28 protein-coding genes are annotated in these 19,351 nt (G+C 66.8%); 26 read left to right on the forward strand and 2 right to left on the reverse strand.

Annotation, left to right across the window (positions count from 1 at the left end; genetic code table 11):
- Window position 1: 1 nt before the first annotated feature.
- The 18 genes from rpmC (at window position 2) to rplQ (ending at window position 9,540) form a co-directional block, all read left to right on the forward strand.
- Complete coding sequence (gene rpmC, locus EYR15_RS04265; RefSeq protein WP_131001674.1) at window positions 2-211, forward strand: 50S ribosomal protein L29; 210 nt, start codon at window positions 2-4, stop codon at window positions 209-211.
- 12 nt (window positions 212-223) lie between these two features.
- Window positions 224-502, forward strand: a complete 279-nt coding sequence (rpsQ, locus tag EYR15_RS04270; protein WP_131001675.1) for a 30S ribosomal protein S17 — start codon at window positions 224-226, stop codon at window positions 500-502.
- 84 nt (window positions 503-586) lie between these two features.
- Window positions 587-955, forward strand: a complete 369-nt coding sequence (rplN, locus tag EYR15_RS04275) for a 50S ribosomal protein L14 (protein ID WP_131001676.1) — start codon at window positions 587-589, stop codon at window positions 953-955.
- The gene (gene rplX / locus EYR15_RS04280; protein ID WP_131001677.1) at window positions 955-1,272 is read left to right on the forward strand and encodes a 50S ribosomal protein L24; all 318 of its coding nucleotides are present in this window, start codon (window positions 955-957) and stop codon (window positions 1,270-1,272) included. Before rplN ends, rplX begins: the two co-directional genes overlap by 1 nt.
- Window positions 1,265-1,822, forward strand: coding sequence for a 50S ribosomal protein L5 (gene rplE / locus EYR15_RS04285; protein ID WP_131001678.1), 558 nt, complete (start codon window positions 1,265-1,267; stop codon window positions 1,820-1,822). The genes rplX and rplE overlap by 8 nt, the downstream gene beginning before the upstream one ends.
- A 12-nt stretch (window positions 1,823-1,834) precedes the next feature.
- Window positions 1,835-2,140 carry a 30S ribosomal protein S14 gene (gene rpsN / locus EYR15_RS04290; protein ID WP_131001679.1) on the forward strand — a complete coding sequence of 102 codons (306 nt, stop codon included), beginning with the start codon at window positions 1,835-1,837 and terminating at the stop codon, window positions 2,138-2,140.
- Window positions 2,141-2,152: 12 nt separating this feature from the next.
- Window positions 2,153-2,551, forward strand: a complete 399-nt coding sequence (rpsH, locus tag EYR15_RS04295) for a 30S ribosomal protein S8 (RefSeq protein WP_131001680.1) — start codon at window positions 2,153-2,155, stop codon at window positions 2,549-2,551.
- Between the two features lie 42 nt (window positions 2,552-2,593).
- Window positions 2,594-3,127, forward strand: a complete 534-nt coding sequence (gene rplF / locus EYR15_RS04300) for a 50S ribosomal protein L6 (RefSeq protein ID WP_131001681.1) — start codon at window positions 2,594-2,596, stop codon at window positions 3,125-3,127.
- Between the two features lie 11 nt (window positions 3,128-3,138).
- Entirely contained in the window at window positions 3,139-3,501 is a 363-nt protein-coding gene (gene rplR, locus EYR15_RS04305; protein ID WP_131001682.1) for a 50S ribosomal protein L18, read from the forward strand.
- A gap of 31 nt (window positions 3,502-3,532) precedes the next feature.
- A complete protein-coding gene (rpsE, locus tag EYR15_RS04310) occupies window positions 3,533-4,096 on the forward strand; it encodes a 30S ribosomal protein S5 (protein ID WP_131001683.1) in 564 nt (187 codons plus the stop codon).
- A 23-nt stretch (window positions 4,097-4,119) separates the two neighbouring features.
- Window positions 4,120-4,344, forward strand: a complete 225-nt coding sequence (gene rpmD, locus EYR15_RS04315) for a 50S ribosomal protein L30 (RefSeq protein WP_131001684.1) — start codon at window positions 4,120-4,122, stop codon at window positions 4,342-4,344.
- A 2-nt stretch (window positions 4,345-4,346) separates the two neighbouring features.
- The gene (rplO, locus tag EYR15_RS04320; protein ID WP_131002366.1) at window positions 4,347-4,832 is read left to right on the forward strand and encodes a 50S ribosomal protein L15; all 486 of its coding nucleotides are present in this window, start codon (window positions 4,347-4,349) and stop codon (window positions 4,830-4,832) included.
- Window positions 4,833-4,926: 94 nt separating this feature from the next.
- Window positions 4,927-6,264 carry a preprotein translocase subunit SecY gene (secY, locus tag EYR15_RS04325; RefSeq protein ID WP_131001685.1) on the forward strand — a complete coding sequence of 446 codons (1,338 nt, stop codon included), beginning with the start codon at window positions 4,927-4,929 and terminating at the stop codon, window positions 6,262-6,264.
- Entirely contained in the window at window positions 6,261-6,857 is a 597-nt protein-coding gene (locus EYR15_RS04330) for an adenylate kinase (RefSeq protein ID WP_131001686.1), read from the forward strand. Before secY ends, EYR15_RS04330 begins: the two co-directional genes overlap by 4 nt.
- A gap of 222 nt (window positions 6,858-7,079) precedes the next feature.
- A complete protein-coding gene (gene rpsM / locus EYR15_RS04335; protein ID WP_131001687.1) occupies window positions 7,080-7,448 on the forward strand; it encodes a 30S ribosomal protein S13 in 369 nt (122 codons plus the stop codon).
- 86 nt (window positions 7,449-7,534) lie between these two features.
- On the forward strand, window positions 7,535-7,924 hold the full coding sequence (gene rpsK / locus EYR15_RS04340) for a 30S ribosomal protein S11 (RefSeq protein ID WP_020178186.1): 390 nt from the start codon (window positions 7,535-7,537) through the stop codon (window positions 7,922-7,924).
- 117 nt (window positions 7,925-8,041) lie between these two features.
- Entirely contained in the window at window positions 8,042-9,067 is a 1,026-nt protein-coding gene (locus EYR15_RS04345) for a DNA-directed RNA polymerase subunit alpha (RefSeq protein ID WP_131001688.1), read from the forward strand.
- A gap of 62 nt (window positions 9,068-9,129) precedes the next feature.
- Window positions 9,130-9,540 (forward strand): 50S ribosomal protein L17, encoded by a 411-nt coding sequence (gene rplQ / locus EYR15_RS04350; protein WP_165455447.1) that lies wholly within the window; start codon window positions 9,130-9,132, stop codon window positions 9,538-9,540.
- A 241-nt stretch (window positions 9,541-9,781) separates the two neighbouring features.
- On the opposite strand, the gene EYR15_RS04355 is transcribed toward rplQ, so the two are convergent.
- On the reverse strand, window positions 9,782-9,970 hold the full coding sequence (locus EYR15_RS04355) for a hypothetical protein (protein ID WP_131001690.1): 189 nt from the start codon (window positions 9,968-9,970) through the stop codon (window positions 9,782-9,784).
- A 109-nt stretch (window positions 9,971-10,079) separates the two neighbouring features.
- Here EYR15_RS04355 and EYR15_RS04360 point away from each other — a divergent pair, with 109 nt between their 5' ends.
- The 7 genes from EYR15_RS04360 (at window position 10,080) to EYR15_RS04390 (ending at window position 17,592) form a co-directional block, all read left to right on the forward strand.
- Complete coding sequence (locus tag EYR15_RS04360) at window positions 10,080-11,483, forward strand: DegQ family serine endoprotease (RefSeq protein WP_131001691.1); 1,404 nt, start codon at window positions 10,080-10,082, stop codon at window positions 11,481-11,483.
- 1 nt (window position 11,484) lies between these two features.
- The gene (locus EYR15_RS04365) at window positions 11,485-12,789 is read left to right on the forward strand and encodes a replication-associated recombination protein A (RefSeq protein WP_131001692.1); all 1,305 of its coding nucleotides are present in this window, start codon (window positions 11,485-11,487) and stop codon (window positions 12,787-12,789) included.
- A gap of 60 nt (window positions 12,790-12,849) precedes the next feature.
- A complete protein-coding gene (gene crcB / locus EYR15_RS04370; protein ID WP_131001693.1) occupies window positions 12,850-13,224 on the forward strand; it encodes a fluoride efflux transporter CrcB in 375 nt (124 codons plus the stop codon).
- 91 nt (window positions 13,225-13,315) lie between these two features.
- Window positions 13,316-14,560 (forward strand): RluA family pseudouridine synthase, encoded by a 1,245-nt coding sequence (locus EYR15_RS04375; protein ID WP_131001694.1) that lies wholly within the window; start codon window positions 13,316-13,318, stop codon window positions 14,558-14,560.
- Between the two features lie 28 nt (window positions 14,561-14,588).
- Window positions 14,589-15,260 carry an HAD-IA family hydrolase gene (locus tag EYR15_RS04380; RefSeq protein WP_131001695.1) on the forward strand — a complete coding sequence of 224 codons (672 nt, stop codon included), beginning with the start codon at window positions 14,589-14,591 and terminating at the stop codon, window positions 15,258-15,260.
- Complete coding sequence (locus tag EYR15_RS04385; RefSeq protein WP_131001696.1) at window positions 15,257-15,973, forward strand: ATP12 family chaperone protein; 717 nt, start codon at window positions 15,257-15,259, stop codon at window positions 15,971-15,973. The genes EYR15_RS04380 and EYR15_RS04385 overlap by 4 nt, the downstream gene beginning before the upstream one ends.
- 92 nt (window positions 15,974-16,065) lie before the next feature.
- On the forward strand, window positions 16,066-17,592 hold the full coding sequence (locus EYR15_RS04390; protein ID WP_131001697.1) for an acyl-CoA carboxylase subunit beta: 1,527 nt from the start codon (window positions 16,066-16,068) through the stop codon (window positions 17,590-17,592).
- Between the two features lie 69 nt (window positions 17,593-17,661).
- Here the strand turns inward: EYR15_RS04390 and hemB are convergent, their stop codons facing one another.
- Complete coding sequence (gene hemB, locus EYR15_RS04395; protein WP_131001698.1) at window positions 17,662-18,690, reverse strand: porphobilinogen synthase; 1,029 nt, start codon at window positions 18,688-18,690, stop codon at window positions 17,662-17,664.
- A 164-nt stretch (window positions 18,691-18,854) separates the two neighbouring features.
- On the opposite strand from hemB, the gene EYR15_RS04400 reads away from it, so the two are divergent.
- On the forward strand, window positions 18,855-19,298 hold the full coding sequence (locus tag EYR15_RS04400; RefSeq protein ID WP_131001699.1) for a DUF6163 family protein: 444 nt from the start codon (window positions 18,855-18,857) through the stop codon (window positions 19,296-19,298).
- The last annotated feature ends 53 nt before the right edge of the window (window positions 19,299-19,351 follow it).

The following is a 19,351-nucleotide window of genomic DNA, read 5'->3' on the forward strand; positions in this document are numbered from 1 at the left end:
CATGGCCAAGGCGCAGGACTTCCGCGCGATGACCGCCGATCAGCTCGACGACGAACTCGTCAAGCTGAAGAAGGAGCAGTTCAACCTGCGCTTCCAGAAGGCGACGGGTCAGCTCGAGAACACGTCGCGGGTCCGCCAGCTGCGTCGCGACATCGCGCGCATCCGGACCGTCGCGACCACCAAGCGCGGCGAAGCCGCGTCGCAGTCTTAAGAGGAGGACATCATGCCGAAGCGAGTCCTGCTCGGGACCGTCATTTCCGACAAGAACGCCAAGACCGTTGTGGTCAAGGTGGAGCGTCGGTTCACGCATCCGCTGCTCAAGAAGACCGTGCGGCGGACCAAGCACTACCACGCCCACGACGAGGACCGCCGCTTCAAGGTCGGCGACCTCGTGTGGATCGAGGAGAGCAAGCCGATCTCGAAGCTGAAGCGCTGGGTGGTGCGGGCCGACGTCGCTGTCGATCCGTCAGTCGCCGCTCCCGCGCCGTCCGCGTCCGAGTAAATTTCATCTGAAGAGTTAGGCCCGCCGGGCCAGGTCCGTTTCTGACGGAAACCGGCTCCGAGCGAGAAAGAAAGGTATACGGCCATGATTCAGATGCAGAGCAACCTCGACGTCGCCGACAATTCCGGCGCCAAGCGAGTGATGTGCATCAAGGTTCTGGGCGGCGCCGGCCGCCGCTACGCCGGCGTGGGCGACATCATCGTGGTGTCGATCAAGGAGGCGATCCCGCGCGGTCGCGTGAAGAAGGGCGACGTCATGAAGGCGGTCGTCGTTCGGACCGCCAAGGAAGTCCGTCGCGTCGACGGCTCCGTGATCCGCTTCGACCGCAATGCGGCGGTGCTGATCAACAACCAGAAGGAGCCGGTGGGCACGCGCATCTTCGGTCCGGTTCCGCGCGAGCTTCGCGCCAAGAACCACATGAAGATCATCTCGCTCGCGCCGGAGGTGCTGTAATGGCCGCCAAGATTAAGAAAGGCGACAAGGTCGTCGTTCTGACCGGTCGCGATAAGGGCAAGACTGGCGAAGTGCTGGAAGTGCGTCCGAAGGACGATCGCGCCGTGGTTCGCGGCGTGAACCTGATCTCGCGCCACCAGAAGCAGACCCAGAGCCAGGAAGGCGGCATCATCCGCAAGGAGGCCGCGATCCATCTCTCCAACCTGTCGCTCGCCGATCCGAAGGACGGCAAGGCGACGCGCGTTGGCTTCAAGACACTGGACGACGGCCGCAAGGTTCGCGTCGCGACCCGATCGGGGGAGCAGATCGATGCCTGAGGCGACCTACACGCCGCGCATGAAGCAGCACTACGATGAGGTCGTGCGCCCTCAGCTGATTGAAGAGTTCGGTTACAAGAACCCCTACGCCGTGCCCACGATCGAGAAGATCGTCATCAACATGGGCATCGGCGAGGCTGTGGCCGACTCCAAGAAGGCCGCGACCGCTGCGGCCGAGCTCGCCAAGATCGCCGGCCAGAAGCCGGTGATCACGAAGGCCCGCACGTCGATCGCGACCTTCAAGCTGCGCGAGGGCCAGTCGGTCGGCGCCAAGGTGACGCTGCGTCGCCAGCGGATGTACGACTTCGTCGACCGCCTGGTCACGATCGCGCTTCCCCGCGTCCGCGACTTCCGCGGTCTGAATCCCAAGAGCTTCGATGGCCGCGGCAACTTCGCCATGGGCATCAAGGAGCACATCGTGTTCCCGGAGATCGAGTATGACAAGATCGATCAGGTCTGGGGCATGGACGTCATCGTCTGCACGACGGCGAAGACTGACGACGAGGCGCGCGCGCTGCTGCGGGCCTTCAACTTCCCCTTCAGGCAGTGACGGGAGGATCGCATGGCTAAGAAGAGCGCGGTCGAAAAGAACAACCGCCGCCGTATGCTGGTCGCCCGGGACGCCGCGAAGCGCGCCGAGCTGAAGGCTATCGCGAAGAACCCGAACCTCGACCTCGAGGATCGGTTCGCCGCCCGCCTGAAGCTCGCCGAGCTTCCGCGGAACGGCTCGAAGGTCCGCATTCGCAACCGTTGCGAGATGACGGGACGTCCCCGGGCGTATTACCGCAAGCTGGGCATCTCGCGTATCGCGATCCGGGATCTCGGCTCCGCTGGCCAGATTCCCGGCCTCACGAAGTCCAGCTGGTAAGGGGAGGGCGATATGGCTGTGAACGATCCCCTCGGCGATATGCTGACGCGCATCCGCAACGCGCATATGCGGAACAAGACCTCCGTTTCGACGCCCGGCTCGCGCCTGCGTCAGAACGTGCTCGACGTGCTGCAGTCGGAAGGCTACATCCGCGGCTACACGTCGACCGACATGGACAATGGTCGGTCGGAGTTCGAGATCGAACTGAAGTACTATGACGGCGCTCCCGTCATCCGCGAGATTCAGCGGGTGTCGAAGCCCGGCCGTCGGGTGTACGCCTCGGTCAAGAACCTTCCGCGCGTGGCCAACGGCCTCGGCATCTCGATCCTGTCGACGCCGAAGGGCGTCATGGCGGATCACGACGCCCGCGACAACAACGTGGGCGGGGAGATCCTTTGCCGCGTCTTCTGACGCTGGCGAAGGGTTTCCCGGTTCGGAATTAGGAGAGCGATCATGTCGCGCATCGGCAAGAAGCCGATCGACGTGCCGTCGGGCGTGACCGCGGCGGTCGAAGGTCAGAACATCAAGGTCAAGGGTCCGAAGGGCGAACTCGCCTTCCGGGCGCATCATGACGTCGTCGTCGAGTTCAACGACGGCAAGGTCACCGTCCAGCCGCGCAGCGAGACGAAGCAGGCGCGCTCCATGTGGGGCATGTCCCGCACGATGGTGCAGAACCTCGTGACCGGCGTCACCAAGGGCTTCGAGAAGAAGCTCGAGATCACCGGCGTCGGCTACCGCGCGTCCGTCCAGGGCAAGAACCTGGTACTGGCGCTCGGCTACAGCCATGACGTGATCTACCCGATCCCGGATGGGATCCAGATCGCGGCGGCCAAGCCGACGGAGATCACCATTTCCGGCATCGACAGTCAGCGCGTCGGCCAGGTGGCCGCCGAAATCCGCGACTATCGTCGTCCCGAGCCGTATAAGGGCAAGGGCGTGCGGTACGCCGGCGAGTTCATCTTCCGCAAGGAAGGCAAGAAGAAGTAAGGCCCGGAAACATGGCGAAGAACCTCCAGACCGGCGCCCGCCGCAAGGCTCGTGTCCGCCGGGCGCTCCTCTCGGCGGCCAATGGCCGTCCGCGTTTGTCCGTGCATCGCTCGTCGAAGCAGATCTACGCGCAGATCATCGACGACGCGAAGGGCGTGACCCTCGCGGCCGCCTCGACGCTCGACAAGGATTTCCGCTCCACGGCGAAGACCGGCGCGGACATCGCTGCGGCCCAGGCCGTCGGCAAGCTGGTGGCCGAACGAGCCACCGCCGCCGGCGTCAAGGACGTGGTGTTCGACCGCGGCGCATACATCTATCACGGCAGGGTGAAAGCCCTCGCCGAGGCCGCCCGTGAGGGCGGGCTCAACTTCTGAAGCCCGCTCGAGGCGAGAGGATACCTAGAACATGGCTCGTGAGCCCAGAGAGAACCGCGGTCGCGACCGCGAGGACAGCGAGTTCGTCGACAAGCTGGTCCACATCAACCGCGTCGCCAAGGTCGTCAAGGGCGGCCGGCGCTTCGGCTTCGCCGCGCTCGTCGTGGTCGGAGACCAGAAGGGCCGCGTCGGCTTCGGCCACGGCAAGGCGCGCGAGGTGCCGGAAGCGATCCGCAAGGCGACCGAGAGCGCGAAGCGCGGTCTGATCCGCGTGCCGCTCCGCGAAGGCCGGACGCTGCATCACGACGTCGACGGTCGTCACGGTGCGGGCCGCGTCGTCGTCCGCGCGGCGCCGGCGGGTACCGGCATCATCGCCGGCGGCCCGATGCGCGCCGTGTTCGAAACGCTCGGCATCCACGACGTGGTCGCCAAGTCGCTCGGCTCGTCGAACCCCTACAACATGGTGCGCGCCACCTTCGACGCCCTGAAGGGCGAAGACAGCCCGCGCTCCGTCGCCGCCCGCCGCGGCCTCAAGGTCTCGACCTTGCAGGCTCGCCGCAAGGACGTCGACGCCGATGCCGTCGCCGAAGGCTGAACGGCAGCAATAGGAGCTTGATCATGGCAGACGCCGCCAAGAAGAAGACGAAGTCCGGCAGCGTGACGGTGGTCCAGACCGGCTCGTCCACTCGCCGTCCGGCCGACCAGCACGCAACCCTCGTCGGTCTCGGCCTCGGCCGGATCGGCAAGCGCCGCGAACTCACCGACACGCCGGCCGTGCGCGGGATGATCGCGAAGGTCGCGCATCTCGTGCGCGTCGAAGACGCCAACGCGGGAGGCAAGTGATGGTGAAGCTGAACGATCTCCGGGACAATCCCGGCGCCACCAAGGAGAAGATCCGCGTCGGACGCGGCATCGGCTCAGGCAAGGGCAAGACCGGCGGCCGCGGCGTGAAGGGCCAGAAGTCCCGCACCGGTGTGCGCGTGAAAGCGTTCGAGGGCGGCCAGATGCCGCTCTATCGCCGCCTGCCGAAGCGCGGCTTCCACAATCTGTTCGCCAAGGAGCTGAACGAGGTCAACCTCGCTCGTCTCCAGCAGGCGGTGGACGCCGGTCGGCTCGACGCCTCGAAGCCCGTCACCCAGGACGCGCTGTCCGAAGCCGGCGTGCTGACCCGCAAGAAAAAAGACGGCGTGAAGATCCTCGGCCGCGGCGAGCTGACCACCAAGCTCGATCTCGAGGTGTACGCCGTTTCGAAGTCGGTCTCCGACGCGATCGAGAAGATCGGCGGCAAGGTGACGCTGCTGGCCCCCAAGGCCGATGCGGACGCGGCCTGAACCAACTATCTGAGTACAGCCCGACGCCCCCTCGGGGGCGTCGTGGCGTTTTTGGGAGACGTGCGTCTCCCCACTCATTTGACGGACGGGATCGATGGCATCCGCCGCTGAGCAGCTTGCTGCGAACCTGAATTTCTCCGCCTTCTCGAAGGCGAGCGAGCTCAAGCAGCGAATCTGGTTCACGCTCGGGGCGCTGCTCGTCTACCGCCTCGGCACCTACATCCCGATGCCCGGCATCAACCCCTCAGCGCTGGCCGAGGTGTTCCGGCATCAGTCGACCGGCATCATCGGCCTGTTCAACATGTTCTCGGGCGGCGCGGTCGGCCGCATGGCGATCTTTGCGCTCGCCATCATGCCCTACATCTCCGCCTCGATCATCGTGCAGCTGATGACGACCGTCTCGCCGCACCTCGAGGCGCTGAAGAAAGAGGGCGAGCAGGGCCGCAAGATCATCAACCAGTACACGCGCTACGGCACGGTGTTGCTCGCAACCATCCAGGCCTACGGCATCGCAGCCGGTCTCGAGGGTCAGGCGAATGTGGTGGTCGATCCGGGCTGGTTCTTCAAGATCTCCACGGTCATCACGCTGACCGGCGGCACGATGTTTCTGATGTGGCTCGGCGAGCAGATCACCGCGCGCGGCATCGGCAACGGCATCTCGCTGATCATCTTCGCCGGCATCGTGGCGGAGCTGCCGATGGCAATCGCCGGCACTCTGGAGCTCTCGCGCCAGGGCGCGCTCTCCACCGGGGTGATCCTCGCGATCATCGTCATGGCCATCGGCGTGATCGCCTTCATCGTGTTCATGGAGCGCGCCCAGCGTCGGCTGCTGATCCAGTACCCGAAGCGGCAGGTCAGCCAAAACCGGATGACCGGCGGGGAGAGTTCGCATCTTCCGTTGAAGCTCAACACCGCGAGCGTCATCCCGCCGATCTTCGCGTCCTCGCTGCTTCTGTTGCCGACGACGATCGCGAACTTCTCGGCCGGCGGATCCGGCCCGGCCTGGCTCGGCGCGGTCACGACCTACCTCGCGCACGGCCGCCCGCTCTACATGGTGCTGTACGTCGCGCTGATCGTGTTCTTCTCGTTCTTCTACACCGCAATCGTCTTCAATCCGCAGGAGACCGCGGACAACCTGAAGAAGTATGGCGGTTTCATCCCCGGCATCCGCCCCGGCGAGCGCACCGCGGAATACATCGACTATGTGCTGACTCGCATCACGGTCGTCGGCGCCGCCTACATCGCGTTGGTCTGCGTCATTCCTGAGATTCTGATCTCCTATGCGGCCGTGCCGTTCTATTTCGGCGGCACCTCGCTGCTGATCGTAGTCTCGGTGACGATGGACACTGTCGCGCAGGTGCAGGGCCATCTCTATGCCGCGCAGTACGAAGGCCTCATCAAGAAGGCCAGGCTGAGAGGAAAGCGGAAATGAGGCTTATCCTGCTCGGCCCCCCTGGGGCCGGTAAGGGAACGCAGTCCGAGCGCCTGGTCGCCAAGCATGGCCTTGTCCAGCTGTCGACCGGCGATATGCTGCGCGCGGCGGTCGCCGCCGGCACTCCCGTCGGCGTGGAAGCTAAGGATCTCATGGCGCGGGGCGAGCTCTGCCCCGACCGGCTGGTGGTCCAGATCGTCGGCGACCGCATCCAGGAATCCGACGCCGTTCGCGGCTTCATCCTCGACGGCTTCCCGCGCACGGTGAAGCAGGCGGAAGCCCTGGACGTGATGCTCGACGGCAAAAGCCTCGGCCTCGACGCCGTGATCGAACTCGCGGTCGACGAGAACGCGCTGCTCGAGCGGGTCGAAGGTCGCGCGCGCGATCTCGCCGCTGCCGGCAAGCCGGTCCGCAGCGACGACGCGCCGGATGTGGTTCGCAAGCGGATCGCTGATTACAACGCCGTCACGGCTCAGCTTCGCCCGTTCTACAAACAGCGCGGCCTCTACGCCTCCGTGGACGGCATGGCGCCGATTGATACGGTCGCGGCCGAGATCGACGGCGTGCTGTCCGACGTCAAGGCGTCCGCCTGACGGTTAGGACGGCAGGATCGGTTGAAATGCTAAGAAGGGGTTGACGAGCGCTCCGTAAGGCGCTACGCGCACGCCTTCATCGAAAGTGCTCGGAGATCGGCGCGCCCAACGCGCGCCTGGAACCTTCGCTTCGTTTCACTGGCGCGCATGGGCCGGCCTCCACCGGACGCGCGCCTTATTGCCGATCCCGCAAGGGACCGGCCGCACATGGAGGGCGCCCAAGTGGCCCGTATTGCAGGCGTAAACATCCCGACTAACAAGCGCGTCATCATCGCGCTTCAGTACATCCACGGCATCGGAGCCCAGAAGGCGGGCGAGATCTGCGAGAAGGTCTCGATCCCGGCCGAGCGCCGCGTCAACCAGCTGACGGACGCCGAGGTCATCCAGATCCGCGAGACGATCGACCGCGACTACATGGTCGAAGGCGATCTGCGCCGCGAAGTCGCGATGAACATCAAGCGCCTGATGGATCTCGGTTCCTATCGCGGTCTGCGTCACCGCCGCGGTCTGCCGGTCCACGGCCAGCGCACCCACACCAACGCCCGCACCCGCAAGGGCAAGGCGAAGCCGATCGCCGGCAAGAAGAAGTAATTTTTAATCGGCGGCGCGTTGATCGCGCCGCCCATCTTTTCCCGAGCGCCTGGAATTACGGGCGCGCCTGAAGGATCGAGAGCCACATGGCCAAGGAAGCCCAGCGCATTCGCCGCCGCGAACGTAAGAACATCGCGTCCGGCGTCGCGCACGTGAACGCCACGTTCAACAACACCATGATCACCATCACCGACGCGCAGGGCAACACCGTGTCCTGGTCGTCGGCCGGCGCCCAGGGCTTCAAGGGCTCGCGCAAATCGACCCCGTATGCGGCCCAGGTCGCGGCCGAGGACGCCGCCAAGAAGGCCGCCGAGCACGGCATGCGCACCCTCGAAGTCGAAGTCCGCGGCCCGGGTTCGGGTCGTGAGTCGGCGCTTCGCGCGCTGCAGGCCGCCGGCTTCATGGTGACCTCGATCCGCGACGTGACGCCGATCCCGCACAACGGCTGCCGGCCGCGCAAGCGCCGGCGCGTCTGAGCCGACGTCTCGTGCGTCGCGCCCCAATGGTTTGGGGCGCGTCTCCGTTTCAGGCCGCAGCTGTTTCAGCGCGGCCTCCGTCGGGGCCTCAGGGGCTCCACGGGTGACTGACGAAGGATGCAGTCCGTGATCCAGAAGAACTGGCAAGATCTCATCAAGCCGAACAAGCTCGAAGTCGCGGGCGGCGGCGACGGCAAGCGGACCGCGACCATGGTCGCGGAGCCGCTCGAGCGCGGCTTCGGCCTCACCCTCGGCAACGCGCTGCGCCGGATCCTCCTGTCGTCGCTGCAGGGCGCGGCGGTGACCTCGATCCACATCGACGGCGTGCTGCACGAGTTCTCGTCGATCCCCGGCGTCCGCGAGGACGTGACCGACATCGTCCTCAACATCAAGGACGTCGCCATCAAGATGCAGGGCGAGGGCCCGAAGCGGATGGTTCTGCGCAAGCAGGGTCCCGGCCAGGTGGTCGCGGGCGACATCCAGGTGGTCGGCGACGTCGAGGTGCTGAACCCGAACCTGCCGATCTGCACGCTGGACGACGGCGCGGAGATCCGCATCGAGTTCACCGTCGACACCGGCAAGGGCTACATCGCCGCCGACCGCAACCGTCCAGAGGACGCGCCGATCGGCCTGATTCCGGTCGACAGCCTCTATTCGCCGGTCAAGAAGGTCTCCTACCGCGTCGAGAACACGCGTGAAGGCCAGATCCTCGACTACGACAAGCTGACGCTCACCGTCGAGACCAACGGCTCGATCAGCCCCGAGGACGCGGTGGCCTACGCCGCGCGCATCCTCCAGGACCAGCTCGAAGTATTCGTGAACTTCGAGGAGCCCAAGAAGGAAAGCGTCCAGTCCTCGATCCCGGAGCTCGCCTTCAACCCGGCGCTGCTCAAGAAGGTCGACGAGCTGGAGCTGTCGGTCCGCTCGGCGAACTGCCTGAAGAACGACAACATCGTCTATATCGGCGACCTCATTCAGAAGACGGAGGCGGAAATGCTCCGCACGCCGAACTTCGGCCGGAAGTCGCTGAACGAGATCAAGGAAGTGCTCGCCCAGATGGGCCTGCACCTCGGGATGGAAGTCGGCGGCTGGCCGCCGGACAACATCGACGAACTCGCCAAGCGCTTCGAAGAGCATTACTGAGGATCGCCGGACCTGCTGACCGCTTAAAAGCGGCGCGGGCCTGAAGGAGAACTGAAATGTCCATGCACGCGAAGCGCGGCCGTCGCTTCAACCGGCTCCAGAGCCACCGTAAGGCGATGTTCGCGAACCTCGCGCAGTCGCTGATCGAGCACGAGCAGATCGTCACCACGCTGCCGAAGGCTAAGGACCTGCGTCCGGTCGTCGAGAAGCTCGTGACGCTCGCCAAGCGCGGCGACCTTCACTCGCGCCGCCTAGCGCTGGCGGAGCTTCGCCACCTCCCGACGGTGCGCAAGCTGTTCGACACGCTGGCGCCGCGCTACGAGGGTCGTCCCGGCGGCTATCTCCGCATCATCAAGGCGGGCTTCCGCCACGGCGACAATGCGCCGGTCGCGGTGATCGAGTTCGTCGAGCGCGACGTGAACGCCAAGGGCAAGGTCGATCGCGACCGCCTCGAGGCTGAAGCCGCGGCCTGAGCCTGCGTCTCCACGATTGACTTGAAGAGAGCGGCCGGCGACGGCCGCTTTTTTCGTTTGGACTGTGAAGAACTTGGCTCTGATGGCTCCACTTCGGGTCGCGGGCTTGAGCCGGGACCCAGAACCATGACGGATAGGCCGAGAAGCGAAGACGTCTCCAGGTTCGCTTTAGGGCTCAACGCGTCTCGTCCCGGCTTAAGTCCGGACACGAGGGCAGTGCTACGGGGGCGTGCGCAGCGGCTCAACGCCGTTGGGAGATCGCTACCAGCACGATGCCCACTACCGCTAGCGCCGCCCCGTAGTAGGCCCACTGGGTCTGTCTGATCATGAAGCTCTCGGCGGGCCACGCGATAAGCCCGAGCCCCTGGCCGATCCAGAGAGCTCCCACGGCGACGGCGACGAGGCCGAGAACGAAGAGCAGCGTTTTCAAAGGAACGTCCTTTCGTGGAGGCACGCGGCGTCACGGCCGTTTCGTTCGGGCGCGGACCGCATTATGTCAGACGCCGCATCACGGACGTCCTTGAGCGGAGCGCCATCTCATGAAGTTCACCGCAGCCGCGGCTCTTGGCCTGATCGCCATACTCCTCGCGCCTGCGCAGGCGGAGGAGCGCCGGCTCCCGGAGAGCCGGGAAGAGGTCAAGCTGTCCTTCGCTCCGGTCGTGCACAACGTTACTCCGGCCGTCGTCAACATCTACGCCAGCCGCACCGAGCAGCGCGCGCGCAACCCGCTGTTCGACGATCCGTTCTTCCGCCGCTTTTTCGGGGGCGACAGCGGCCGCATGCCGCGAGAGCGCGTGCAGCGCTCGCTCGGCTCCGGCGTCATCGTGGGTGACGACGGGCTGATCGTCACCAACAACCACGTCGTCGAGAACATGACGGAGGTGCGCGTCGCGCTTTCCGACAAGCGGGAGTTCGAGGCGAAAATCCTGCTGAAGGATTCACGCGCCGACATGGCGGTGCTGAAGATCGGCGACGGCTCCGAGAAGTTTCCGAGCCTGAACTTCGCGGATTCCGACGCCGTGCAGGTCGGCGACCTTGTGCTCGCGATCGGCAACCCCTTCGGCGTGGGGCAGACCGTGACCTCCGGCATCGTCTCGGCGCTCGCCCGCACCCAGATCGGCGTGGACGATTTCCAGTCCTTCATCCAGACCGACGCGGCCATCAATCCCGGCAATTCGGGCGGCGCGCTGGTCGATCTGGATGGCAAGCTGGTCGGCATCAACACCGCGATCTTCTCGCAGTCCGGCGGCTCGGTCGGCATCGGCTTCGCGATCCCCGCCAACATGGTCCGCGTGGTGCTGTCCTCGGCACGATCCGGGGCGAAGTCGGTGGTGCGGCCCTGGTTCGGGGCCTCGCTGCAGAACGTCACGCCTGAGATCGCGGACAGCCTCGGCCTCAAACGCCCGAGCGGCGCCCTGGTCTCGACGGTCGCGGCCGACTCGCCGGCCGCGAAGGCTGGGATCGAGCAGGGCGATCTCGTCACCGCCGTCGACGGCCAGCCCGTCGACAGCGTCGAGGGCTTCACCTACCGTTTCGCGACGCGTCCGATCGGCGGCAAGGCGGAGGTCGCGGTCTCCCGCGGCGGCGCCACGAAGACCCTGTCTGTCGCGCTCTCGACCGCGCCGGAAATCCCGGCTCGCGAGCAGCGTACCTTGCGCGGGGAATCACCCTTCACCGGCGCGACCGTCGCCAATCTGTCGCCCGCGCTCACCGACGAGATGTCGCTCGACCAGAGCCTGCGCGGGGTCGTGGTGATGGAGACGGGCGAGGGCACGATCGCCGAGCAGCTCGGCTTCCAGAAGGGCGACATCATCCGCGCCGTGAACGACAAGAAGGTCGCCGCCGTGAAGGATCTCGTGATCATCGCCGGCGGACAGCCCGGCGTGTGGAAGGTTACGATCGAGCGCGACGGCCACAGCATCACGTCCGTGTTCGGCGGCTGAGATGGCGAACCTCTTCGAGGCGGCGGGAATGGAGCGGGAGGCCCCTAGGCCGCTCGCGGACCGTCTGCGCCCGCAGAGCCTCGACGAGGTGATCGGCCAGGAGCATCTGCTCGGGCCGGACGGCGCGCTCGGCCGGCTGATCGAGGCGGGGACTCTCGGCAGCCTGATCTTCTGGGGGCCTCCGGGCACGGGCAAGACCACCGTCGGCCGCCTGCTCGCCCAGGCGACGAACCTCGCCTTCGAGCCGATCTCAGCGATATTTACAGGCGTCGCCGATCTTAAGAAGGTCTTCGACGCCGCCCGCGGCCGCCGGTCGATGGGGCAGGGCACACTGCTGTTCGTCGACGAGATCCACCGCTTCAACAAGGCGCAGCAGGACAGCTTCCTGCCCGTCATGGAGGACGGGACGGTGACGCTCGTCGGCGCGACCACCGAGAACCCGTCCTTCGCGCTCAACGCGGCCCTGCTGTCGCGCGCGCGGGTGCTCGTGTTCCGCTCGCTAGACGCCGAGGCCATCGAGAAGCTGCTCGCGCGCGCCGAAGCGATCGAGGGTCGCCCGCTGCCGCTCGACGAAGAGGCGCGAGCGTCGCTGATCCGTATGGCGGATGGCGACGGGCGGGCGTCGCTGACCCTCGCCGAGGAGATCTGGCGAGCGGCCCGAGCAGGCGAAATCTTCGACGCGGAACGCGTGCAGGACGTCGTGCAGCGCCGCGCGCCGATCTACGACAAGTCCTCGGACGGCCACTACAACCTCATTTCTGCGCTCCATAAATCGGTCCGCGGATCGGACGCTGACGCGTCCCTTTACTGGCTCGCGCGCATGCTCGACGCCGGCGAGGATCCGCTTTACCTCGCCCGCCGGCTGATCCGCATGGCGTCGGAGGACATCGGTCTCGCCGACCCGCAGGCGCTGGTGATCGCGATCGCCGCCCGTGACGCCTACGAGCAGCTCGGCACGCCCGAGGGGGAGCTCGCGCTCGCCGAATGCGTCGTGCATCTCGCGACTGCGCCGAAGTCGAACGCGGTCTACGTCGCATACAAGCGTGCGCGGGCGGCGGCGAAGGAGCACGGCTCGCTCGTGCCCCCGAAGCACATCCTGAACGCGCCGACCAAGCTCATGAAATCCGAGGGCTATGGCGACGGCTACGCCTATGACCACGACGCCCCGGAGGCGTTCTCGGGCCAGGACTACTTCCCCGAAGCCATGGGCCGCCGCGCCTTCTACGAACCGCCCGACCGCGGCTTTGAGCGCGAGCTCAGGAAGCGGCTGGAGTACTGGGCGAAGCTCAGGGCCGAGCGCGGGTGAGGCCTGGACGCCCGGCGGCGCCATGCTGACGGAAGCAACGCATTCGCTTGGAGTCCCCGAATGATCCCTGCGCTGCTTGTCGCGCTCGGCGGAGCCCTCGGCTCGGTCACCCGCTATTTCGTCAACGTCGCCACGGCGCGCGCCTTCGGGCTCGGTTTTCCCTGGGGAACGCTGACGGTGAACGTCGTCGGCGGCTTTGTCATGGGTCTGCTTGCGGCGCTGCTTGCGCTCAAGGGCGGATCGAATGAGCTCAGGGTGTTCCTGCTGACGGGGGTCCTCGGCGGCTTCACGACCTTCTCCGCCTTCTCGCTCGATGCGGTAACGCTCTGGGAGCGCGGGGAGGCGGGGCTCGCCGGGGCCTACGTCGCGGCGTCCATCGGCGTCTCGATCGCAGCGCTGATCGGCGGCCTCGCTCTTGGGCGCGCGCTGGGGTAAAAGGCGTGCTCTTCTTGCGAACGCCAGTCGTGGACGCCCGGACCTAACCGGGCGACGCGGTCCTATCGGCGCATTCCGAAAGCACGTTTCGATGGCCGAACGCACCTCCCGCGGACCCAGGAAAGGCGGACCCCGTCCGCAGCTCCTGACGAAGACCGGCAGGCCCACCAAGGCCGCAGCAAGGGCGGCCGCAGGAGAGGCGTTCCGCAATCCCGTGAAGAAACCCGCCGCAAAAAGCGGCGGCGCGCCGCGTTCGGCGGTCGAAAAAAGCCTCGCGATCGCCGCAAAACCGCTGCCCGCGCTGCCGGGCAAGGCCGCCGGCGTGCAGTCGATTCCCGTGCGTGAAGCAGAAGAAGGCCTACGGCTCGACCGCTGGTTCAAGGAGCGGTTTCCGGCGCTCGCCTTCGGCCACCTGCAGAAGCTTTGCCGCACGGGCCAAATCCGCGTCGACGGCGCCCGCGCGAAGACCGCGACGCGGCTCTCCGCAGGCATGGTCGTCCGCGTGCCGCCGCTGAAGGACGAGAGCGAGGGCGCGGAGGATGAGACCCTACCCAAGCCCGCGGTCAAGCGCGCGTCCGCAGACGATCGCGACGCGCGCGAGCTGAAGGAGATGACGATCCACGAGGACCGCAACATCCTGGTCCTCAACAAGCCCTATGGCCTCGCCGTCCAAGGCGGCTCAGGGATTACGCGCCATGTCGACGGCATGCTGAACGCGCTGACCGGCCGCGATGGGCAGCGGCCGCGCCTCGTCCACCGCATCGACAAGGACACCGCGGGCGTGCTCGTCGTCGCGAAGACGCGGCTCGCCGCCTCCGATCTCGCCCGCGCGTTCCGCTCCCGTCTGACCCGCAAGATCTACTGGGCGCTCGTTCCCGGCGTTCCGCGCACCAAGCAGGGACGCATCTCGACCTATCTCGCCAAAGGCGAGGGCGACGGGCCGGAGGGAGAGCGCATGCAGGTGGTCGCCCACGGCGACAGCGGCGCCGCGCACGCCTTGACCTATTACGCGGTGGTCGACCACGCCGGGCCGAAGCTCTCCTGGCTGTCGCTGAAACCGGTCACCGGCCGCACGCATCAGCTCCGCGCCCATTGCGCCCATATCGGCCACCCGATCGTGGGCGACCCGAAATACTTCAACGTCGAGAACTGGCAGCTTCCGGGCGGCTTGCAGAACCGGCTGCATCTGCTCGCCCGCCGCCTTGTGCTGCCGCTCGCGAACGGCGACATCCTCGACGTCTCTGCGCCCCTGCCGCCGCACATGCAGCAATCGTGGAGCGTGCTGGGCTTCGACGCCTCCGACTATGACCCCATCGTCGACGCTCCGGAAGACTGAGGCGGTCACGCCTCCATAGGTTTCGCGCATGAAGCTCGTGATCTTCGATGTCGACGGCACGCTCGTCGACAGCCAGCACGCCATCGTCGCGGCGATGGCGGAAGCCTATGTGGCGCATGGACTGACCGCGCCCGAACGCGAGGCCGTTCGGGCGATCGTCGGGCTCTCTGTCGCGGAAGCGGTGGCCGAGCTGTCGGCCGAGGCCGCAGACCATCCGCAGGCTGCGATCGGCGAGGCGTTCAAGCTCAATTTCATGCGCAACCGTGCGCAAAATCCTGATTCAATGCCGCTTTATCCAGGCGCGCTAGAGATCATCGAGGCGCTTTCCGCTCGAGGTTTGCTGCTGGGGCTCGCCACCGGCAATTCGCGGCGCGGGGTCGCTCATTTCGTCGAGCGCCATGGGCTCGAGGACCGCTTCGTCACCCGCCAGACGGCGGAAGACGCGCCCTCGAAGCCTCATCCTGCGATGGTCCTTCAGGCCGCGGCGGAGGCTGGCGTTGACCCCCAGGAGGCCGCGATGGTCGGCGACACCACCTTCGACATGGCGATGGCGCGCGCGGCCGGCGCGCGGGCGATTGGGGTCTCGTGGGGGTACCACACGCCCGACCGCCTGCTCGCCGCCGGGGCCGAGATCGTCATCGCCAGTTTCGACGCCCTGCCGGCGGCGCTCGGGATTACGGCGCCGGAGCCGGCCCGATGAGCGCGCCGAACGAGTTGCCGAAGCGCTTCTACAAGGCCGCCGAAGCGCTGGAGAAGGACGGTCTTTTCGCGATTGCCCTCGACGGAAAGACTGCACGAACGCCGGCCCGCGCTTTGCTCGCGATGAAGGCGCGCCCGCTCGCCGAGGCGGTCGCCGCGGAATGGCAGGCTCAGGAGGAACGGATCGATCCCTCGACCATGCCGCTCACCCGGCTCGCGAATGTCGCGATCGACGGCGTCGCCAAGGAGGCGGCGGCCGTCGCCGCCGAGATCGTGCGCTACGCCGGCAGCGACCTCGTGTGCTATCGCGCGGACACGCCCGACCGCCTGGTCGCGCGCCAGGCCACGCATTGGGATCCCGTGCTCGCCTTCGCCCGCGACACGCTCGGCGCGCGCTTCGTGCTGGCGGAAGGCGTGATGTTCGTCGAGCAGCCCGCCGAAGCGCTGGAGGCGGTCAGCCTCGCCGTGCCGCGCGACGACGCCTTTACGCTGGCGGCCCTGAGCACGCTCACCACGCTCACCGGTTCCGCCCTCGTCGCGCTCGCGCTCCACAGGGGGCATCTCTCCGCCGACAGCGCATGGGCGGCGGCGACAGTCGACGAGGATTGGAGCGCGGAGATCTGGGGGCACGATGCGGAAGCCGCCGCCCGCCAAGCCTTCCGCCGCTGCGAATTCGAGGCCTCCGTCCGCATGCTCGCGCTCGCGCGCGCCTGACGGCGAGGCTGCAGCCCCGCCCTTTGTCCACATTGCGGCGCCGCAGCGTGCGCGATACGGCTCACAAAACGGGTGACGGGAGCCGAGCTTACATGAAGGACATTCTGGCGGAGCTCGAAGAGCGCCGGGCGACGGCGCGGCTGGGCGGTGGCGAGAAGCGCATCGCGGCGCAGCACGCGCGCGGAAAACTCACCGCGCGCGAACGGCTCGAGATCCTGCTCGATCCCGACTCCTTCGAAGAATACGACATGTTCGTCGAGCACCGCTCGAACGACTTCGGCATGGAGAAGCAGAAGATCCCCGGCGACGGAGTCGTCACCGGCTGGGGCACCGTCAACGGGCGCAAGGTCTTCGTGTTCGCGAAGGACTTCACCGTGTTCGGCGGGTCGCTCTCCGAGGCGCACGCGCAGAAGATCATCAAGATTCAGGACATGGCGATCCGCAACCGCGCGCCGGTCATCGGGCTGTTCGACGCCGGCGGCGCGCGCATCCAGGAGGGCGTCGCGGCGCTGGGCGGCTATGGCGAAGTGTTCCAGCGCAACGTGCTGGCCTCCGGCGTCATCCCGCAGATCTCTGTGATCATGGGTCCCTGCGCCGGCGGCGACGTCTACTCGCCGGCGATGACCGACTTCATCTTCATGGTCCGCGACCGCTCCTACATGTTCGTCACGGGTCCCGACGTCGTGAAGACCGTCACCAACGAGACGGTGACGGCGGAGGAGCTCGGCGGCGCGAAAGTCCACACGACGAAGTCCTCGATCGCCGACGGCGCCTACGACAACGACGTCGACGCGTTGGTCGACATGCGCAGGCTGATGGACTTCCTGCCCGGCAACAATATCGAGGGCGTGCCGGAATGGCCCTCCTTCGACGACCCGGACCGCTACGACGCCTCGCTCGACACCATCATCCCGGACAATCCGAACAAGCCCTACGACATCAAGGAGCTGATCCTGAAGACGGTCGACGAGGCCGATTTCTTCGAAATCCAGGAATCGTTCGCGAAGAACATCGTGGTCGGCTTCGGGCGCATGGAAGGGCGGACCGTCGGCTTCGTCGCGAACCAGCCGATGGTGCTCGCGGGCGTGCTCGACAGCGACGCCAGCCGCAAGGCCGCCCGCTTCGTGCGATTTTGCGATTGTTTCGAGATACCGATCGTCACCTTCGTCGACGTTCCCGGCTTCCTGCCTGGGACCGCGCAGGAATATGGCGGCCTCATCAAGCACGGCGCGAAGCTGCTGTTCGCCTATGCCGAGGCGACCGTGCCGAAGGTCACCGTCATCACCCGCAAGGCGTTCGGCGGCGCCTATGACGTCATGGCGTCGAAGCATCTCCGCGGCGACGTGAACTATGCCTGGCCGACGGCGCAAATCGCGGTGATGGGCGCCAAGGGCGCGGTCGAGATCATCTTCCGCGGCTCCGACGCCGAAGGCATCGCGGCCAAGACGAAGGAGTATGAAGAGCACTTCCTCACGCCTTTCATCGCGGCCGAGCGCGGCTATATCGACGAGGTCATCCTGCCTCGCTCGACCCGCCGCCGCGTCGCCCGCGCGCTCGCGATGCTGCGCGGCAAGCGCCTCGAGAATCCCTGGAAGAAGCACGACAACATCCCGCTCTGAGGCGGGCCGCGACGCGCAAACAAAAGGCCTCCGGAGAGGGCGGCCTTTTTCGTTCCAGAGCGGGAAGGGTCAGCCCGCCTTCAATCGCTTGGCGACCGCCGGCGCGAAATAGGTGAGCACGCCGTCGGCGCCAGCGCGCTTGAAGGCCATCAGGCTCTCCACCATCGCGAGCTCGCCGTCGATCCAGCCATTGTCCGCAGCGGCGCAGATCATCGAGTACTCGCCCGACACCTGATACGCGTAGGTCGGCATGCCGAAGCGTTCCTTCAGCCGCCAGACGATGTCGAGATAGGGCAGGCCGGGCTTCACCATCAGCATGTCCGCGCCCTCGGCGACGTCGAGCTCCGCCTCGCGCAGCGCCTCGTCGCCGTTCGCGGGATCCATCTGATAGGTCTTCTTGTCGCCGATGAGCGCCTTCCTGGTGCCGATCGCGTCGCGGAACGGGCCGTAGAAGGCGGAGGCGTATTTCGCCGCATAAGACATGATCTGGACGTGGGAGAGGCCCGCATCGTCGAGCCCTGCGCGGATCGCGCCAACACGGCCGTCCATCATGTCGGAGGGCGCGATCACGTCGGCGCCGGCCTCGGCCTGCGTCAGCGCCTGACGGACCAGGACCGCTACGGTGGCGTCGTTCAGGATGCGCTCGCCGTCCATCAGCCCGTCATGGCCGTGGCTGGTGAAGGGATCGAGCGCGACGTCGGTGATCAGACCGACGTCTGGCGCGGCGGCCTTCATCGCTTTGAGCGCGCGACAGACGAGGTTGTCGGAGTTGAGCGCCTCCGAGCCGGTAGGATCGCGCAGTTCCGGCGCGGTGAAAGGAAACAGCGCGATCGCGGGGATGCCGAGCGACGCCGCCTCCTCGGCCGCGCGGGCCGCAAGGTCGACGGTGAGGCGCTCGACGCCGGGCATCGCCTGAACGGGCTCCCGGACGTTCTCGCCCTCGATCACGAAGATCGGCCAGATCAGGTCGTTGACGCTGAGCTCGTTCTCGCGGACGAGGCGGCGCGACCAGTCGGCGCGGCGGTTGCGGCGCAGGCGCCGGGGCAGGTCGAGGGCGCCGTCGGCAATGGGGCCGTTCGGATCGCGGGTCTGACGCATGAGTCTGGTCTCCCGGCGCCGGGCTGCCGGCGATGTCGGACGCGTTTCGGCGCTGTGCATAACACCGCAGGGATCACGCAGACATCCCCTTAAAGCGACGGGGCCGGTTTGCGCCACGCGCGCGAACCGGAAACAGTGGCCGAGTGATCAGAGAGCGTGAGGCGATGGCGGGCGAGAACGAAACTGCGGGTCTGCCCGGCATATCGCTCGCCGATTCCCGCATGACGGATCCCGCGGGCAAACCGTGGAACTGGCGGCTGTTCGTCTTCCTGCGCGGCCTTGCGGTGCTGCAGTTCGTGAAGGGCCTCGCCTACTGGGCGGCGTTGCTGCTCTCGGGCGGCTCGCCCGACCCGATGGCTGGCGTCTCGACGGCCCGGCTCGTCACCTGCGCCTTCTTCGCCGTGGCGGACCCTGTCGCGGCGGTCGGACTGTGGCTCGGCGCGGCCTGGGGCGTGGCAATCTGGCTGCTCGCCGCGATCGGCCAGATCGCGGCCGTGGCGCTCGACGGATCGTCGTCCACCGCCACCGTGGCCCTCACGATCGCGGCCTTCGCGGCCATGGGCGTCTACATCGTCTTGTCGGTGAAGGCCCGGCTCGAGCTCGACTGATGGATCTGGTGAACAATTCGTCGCCACAGGATTCAGGAATAGATAATAAAAAC

Origin of the sequence: Hansschlegelia quercus (genome assembly GCF_004310425.1) — a bacterium.
Lineage (GTDB): Bacteria > Pseudomonadota > Alphaproteobacteria > Rhizobiales > Methylopilaceae > Methylopila > Methylopila quercus.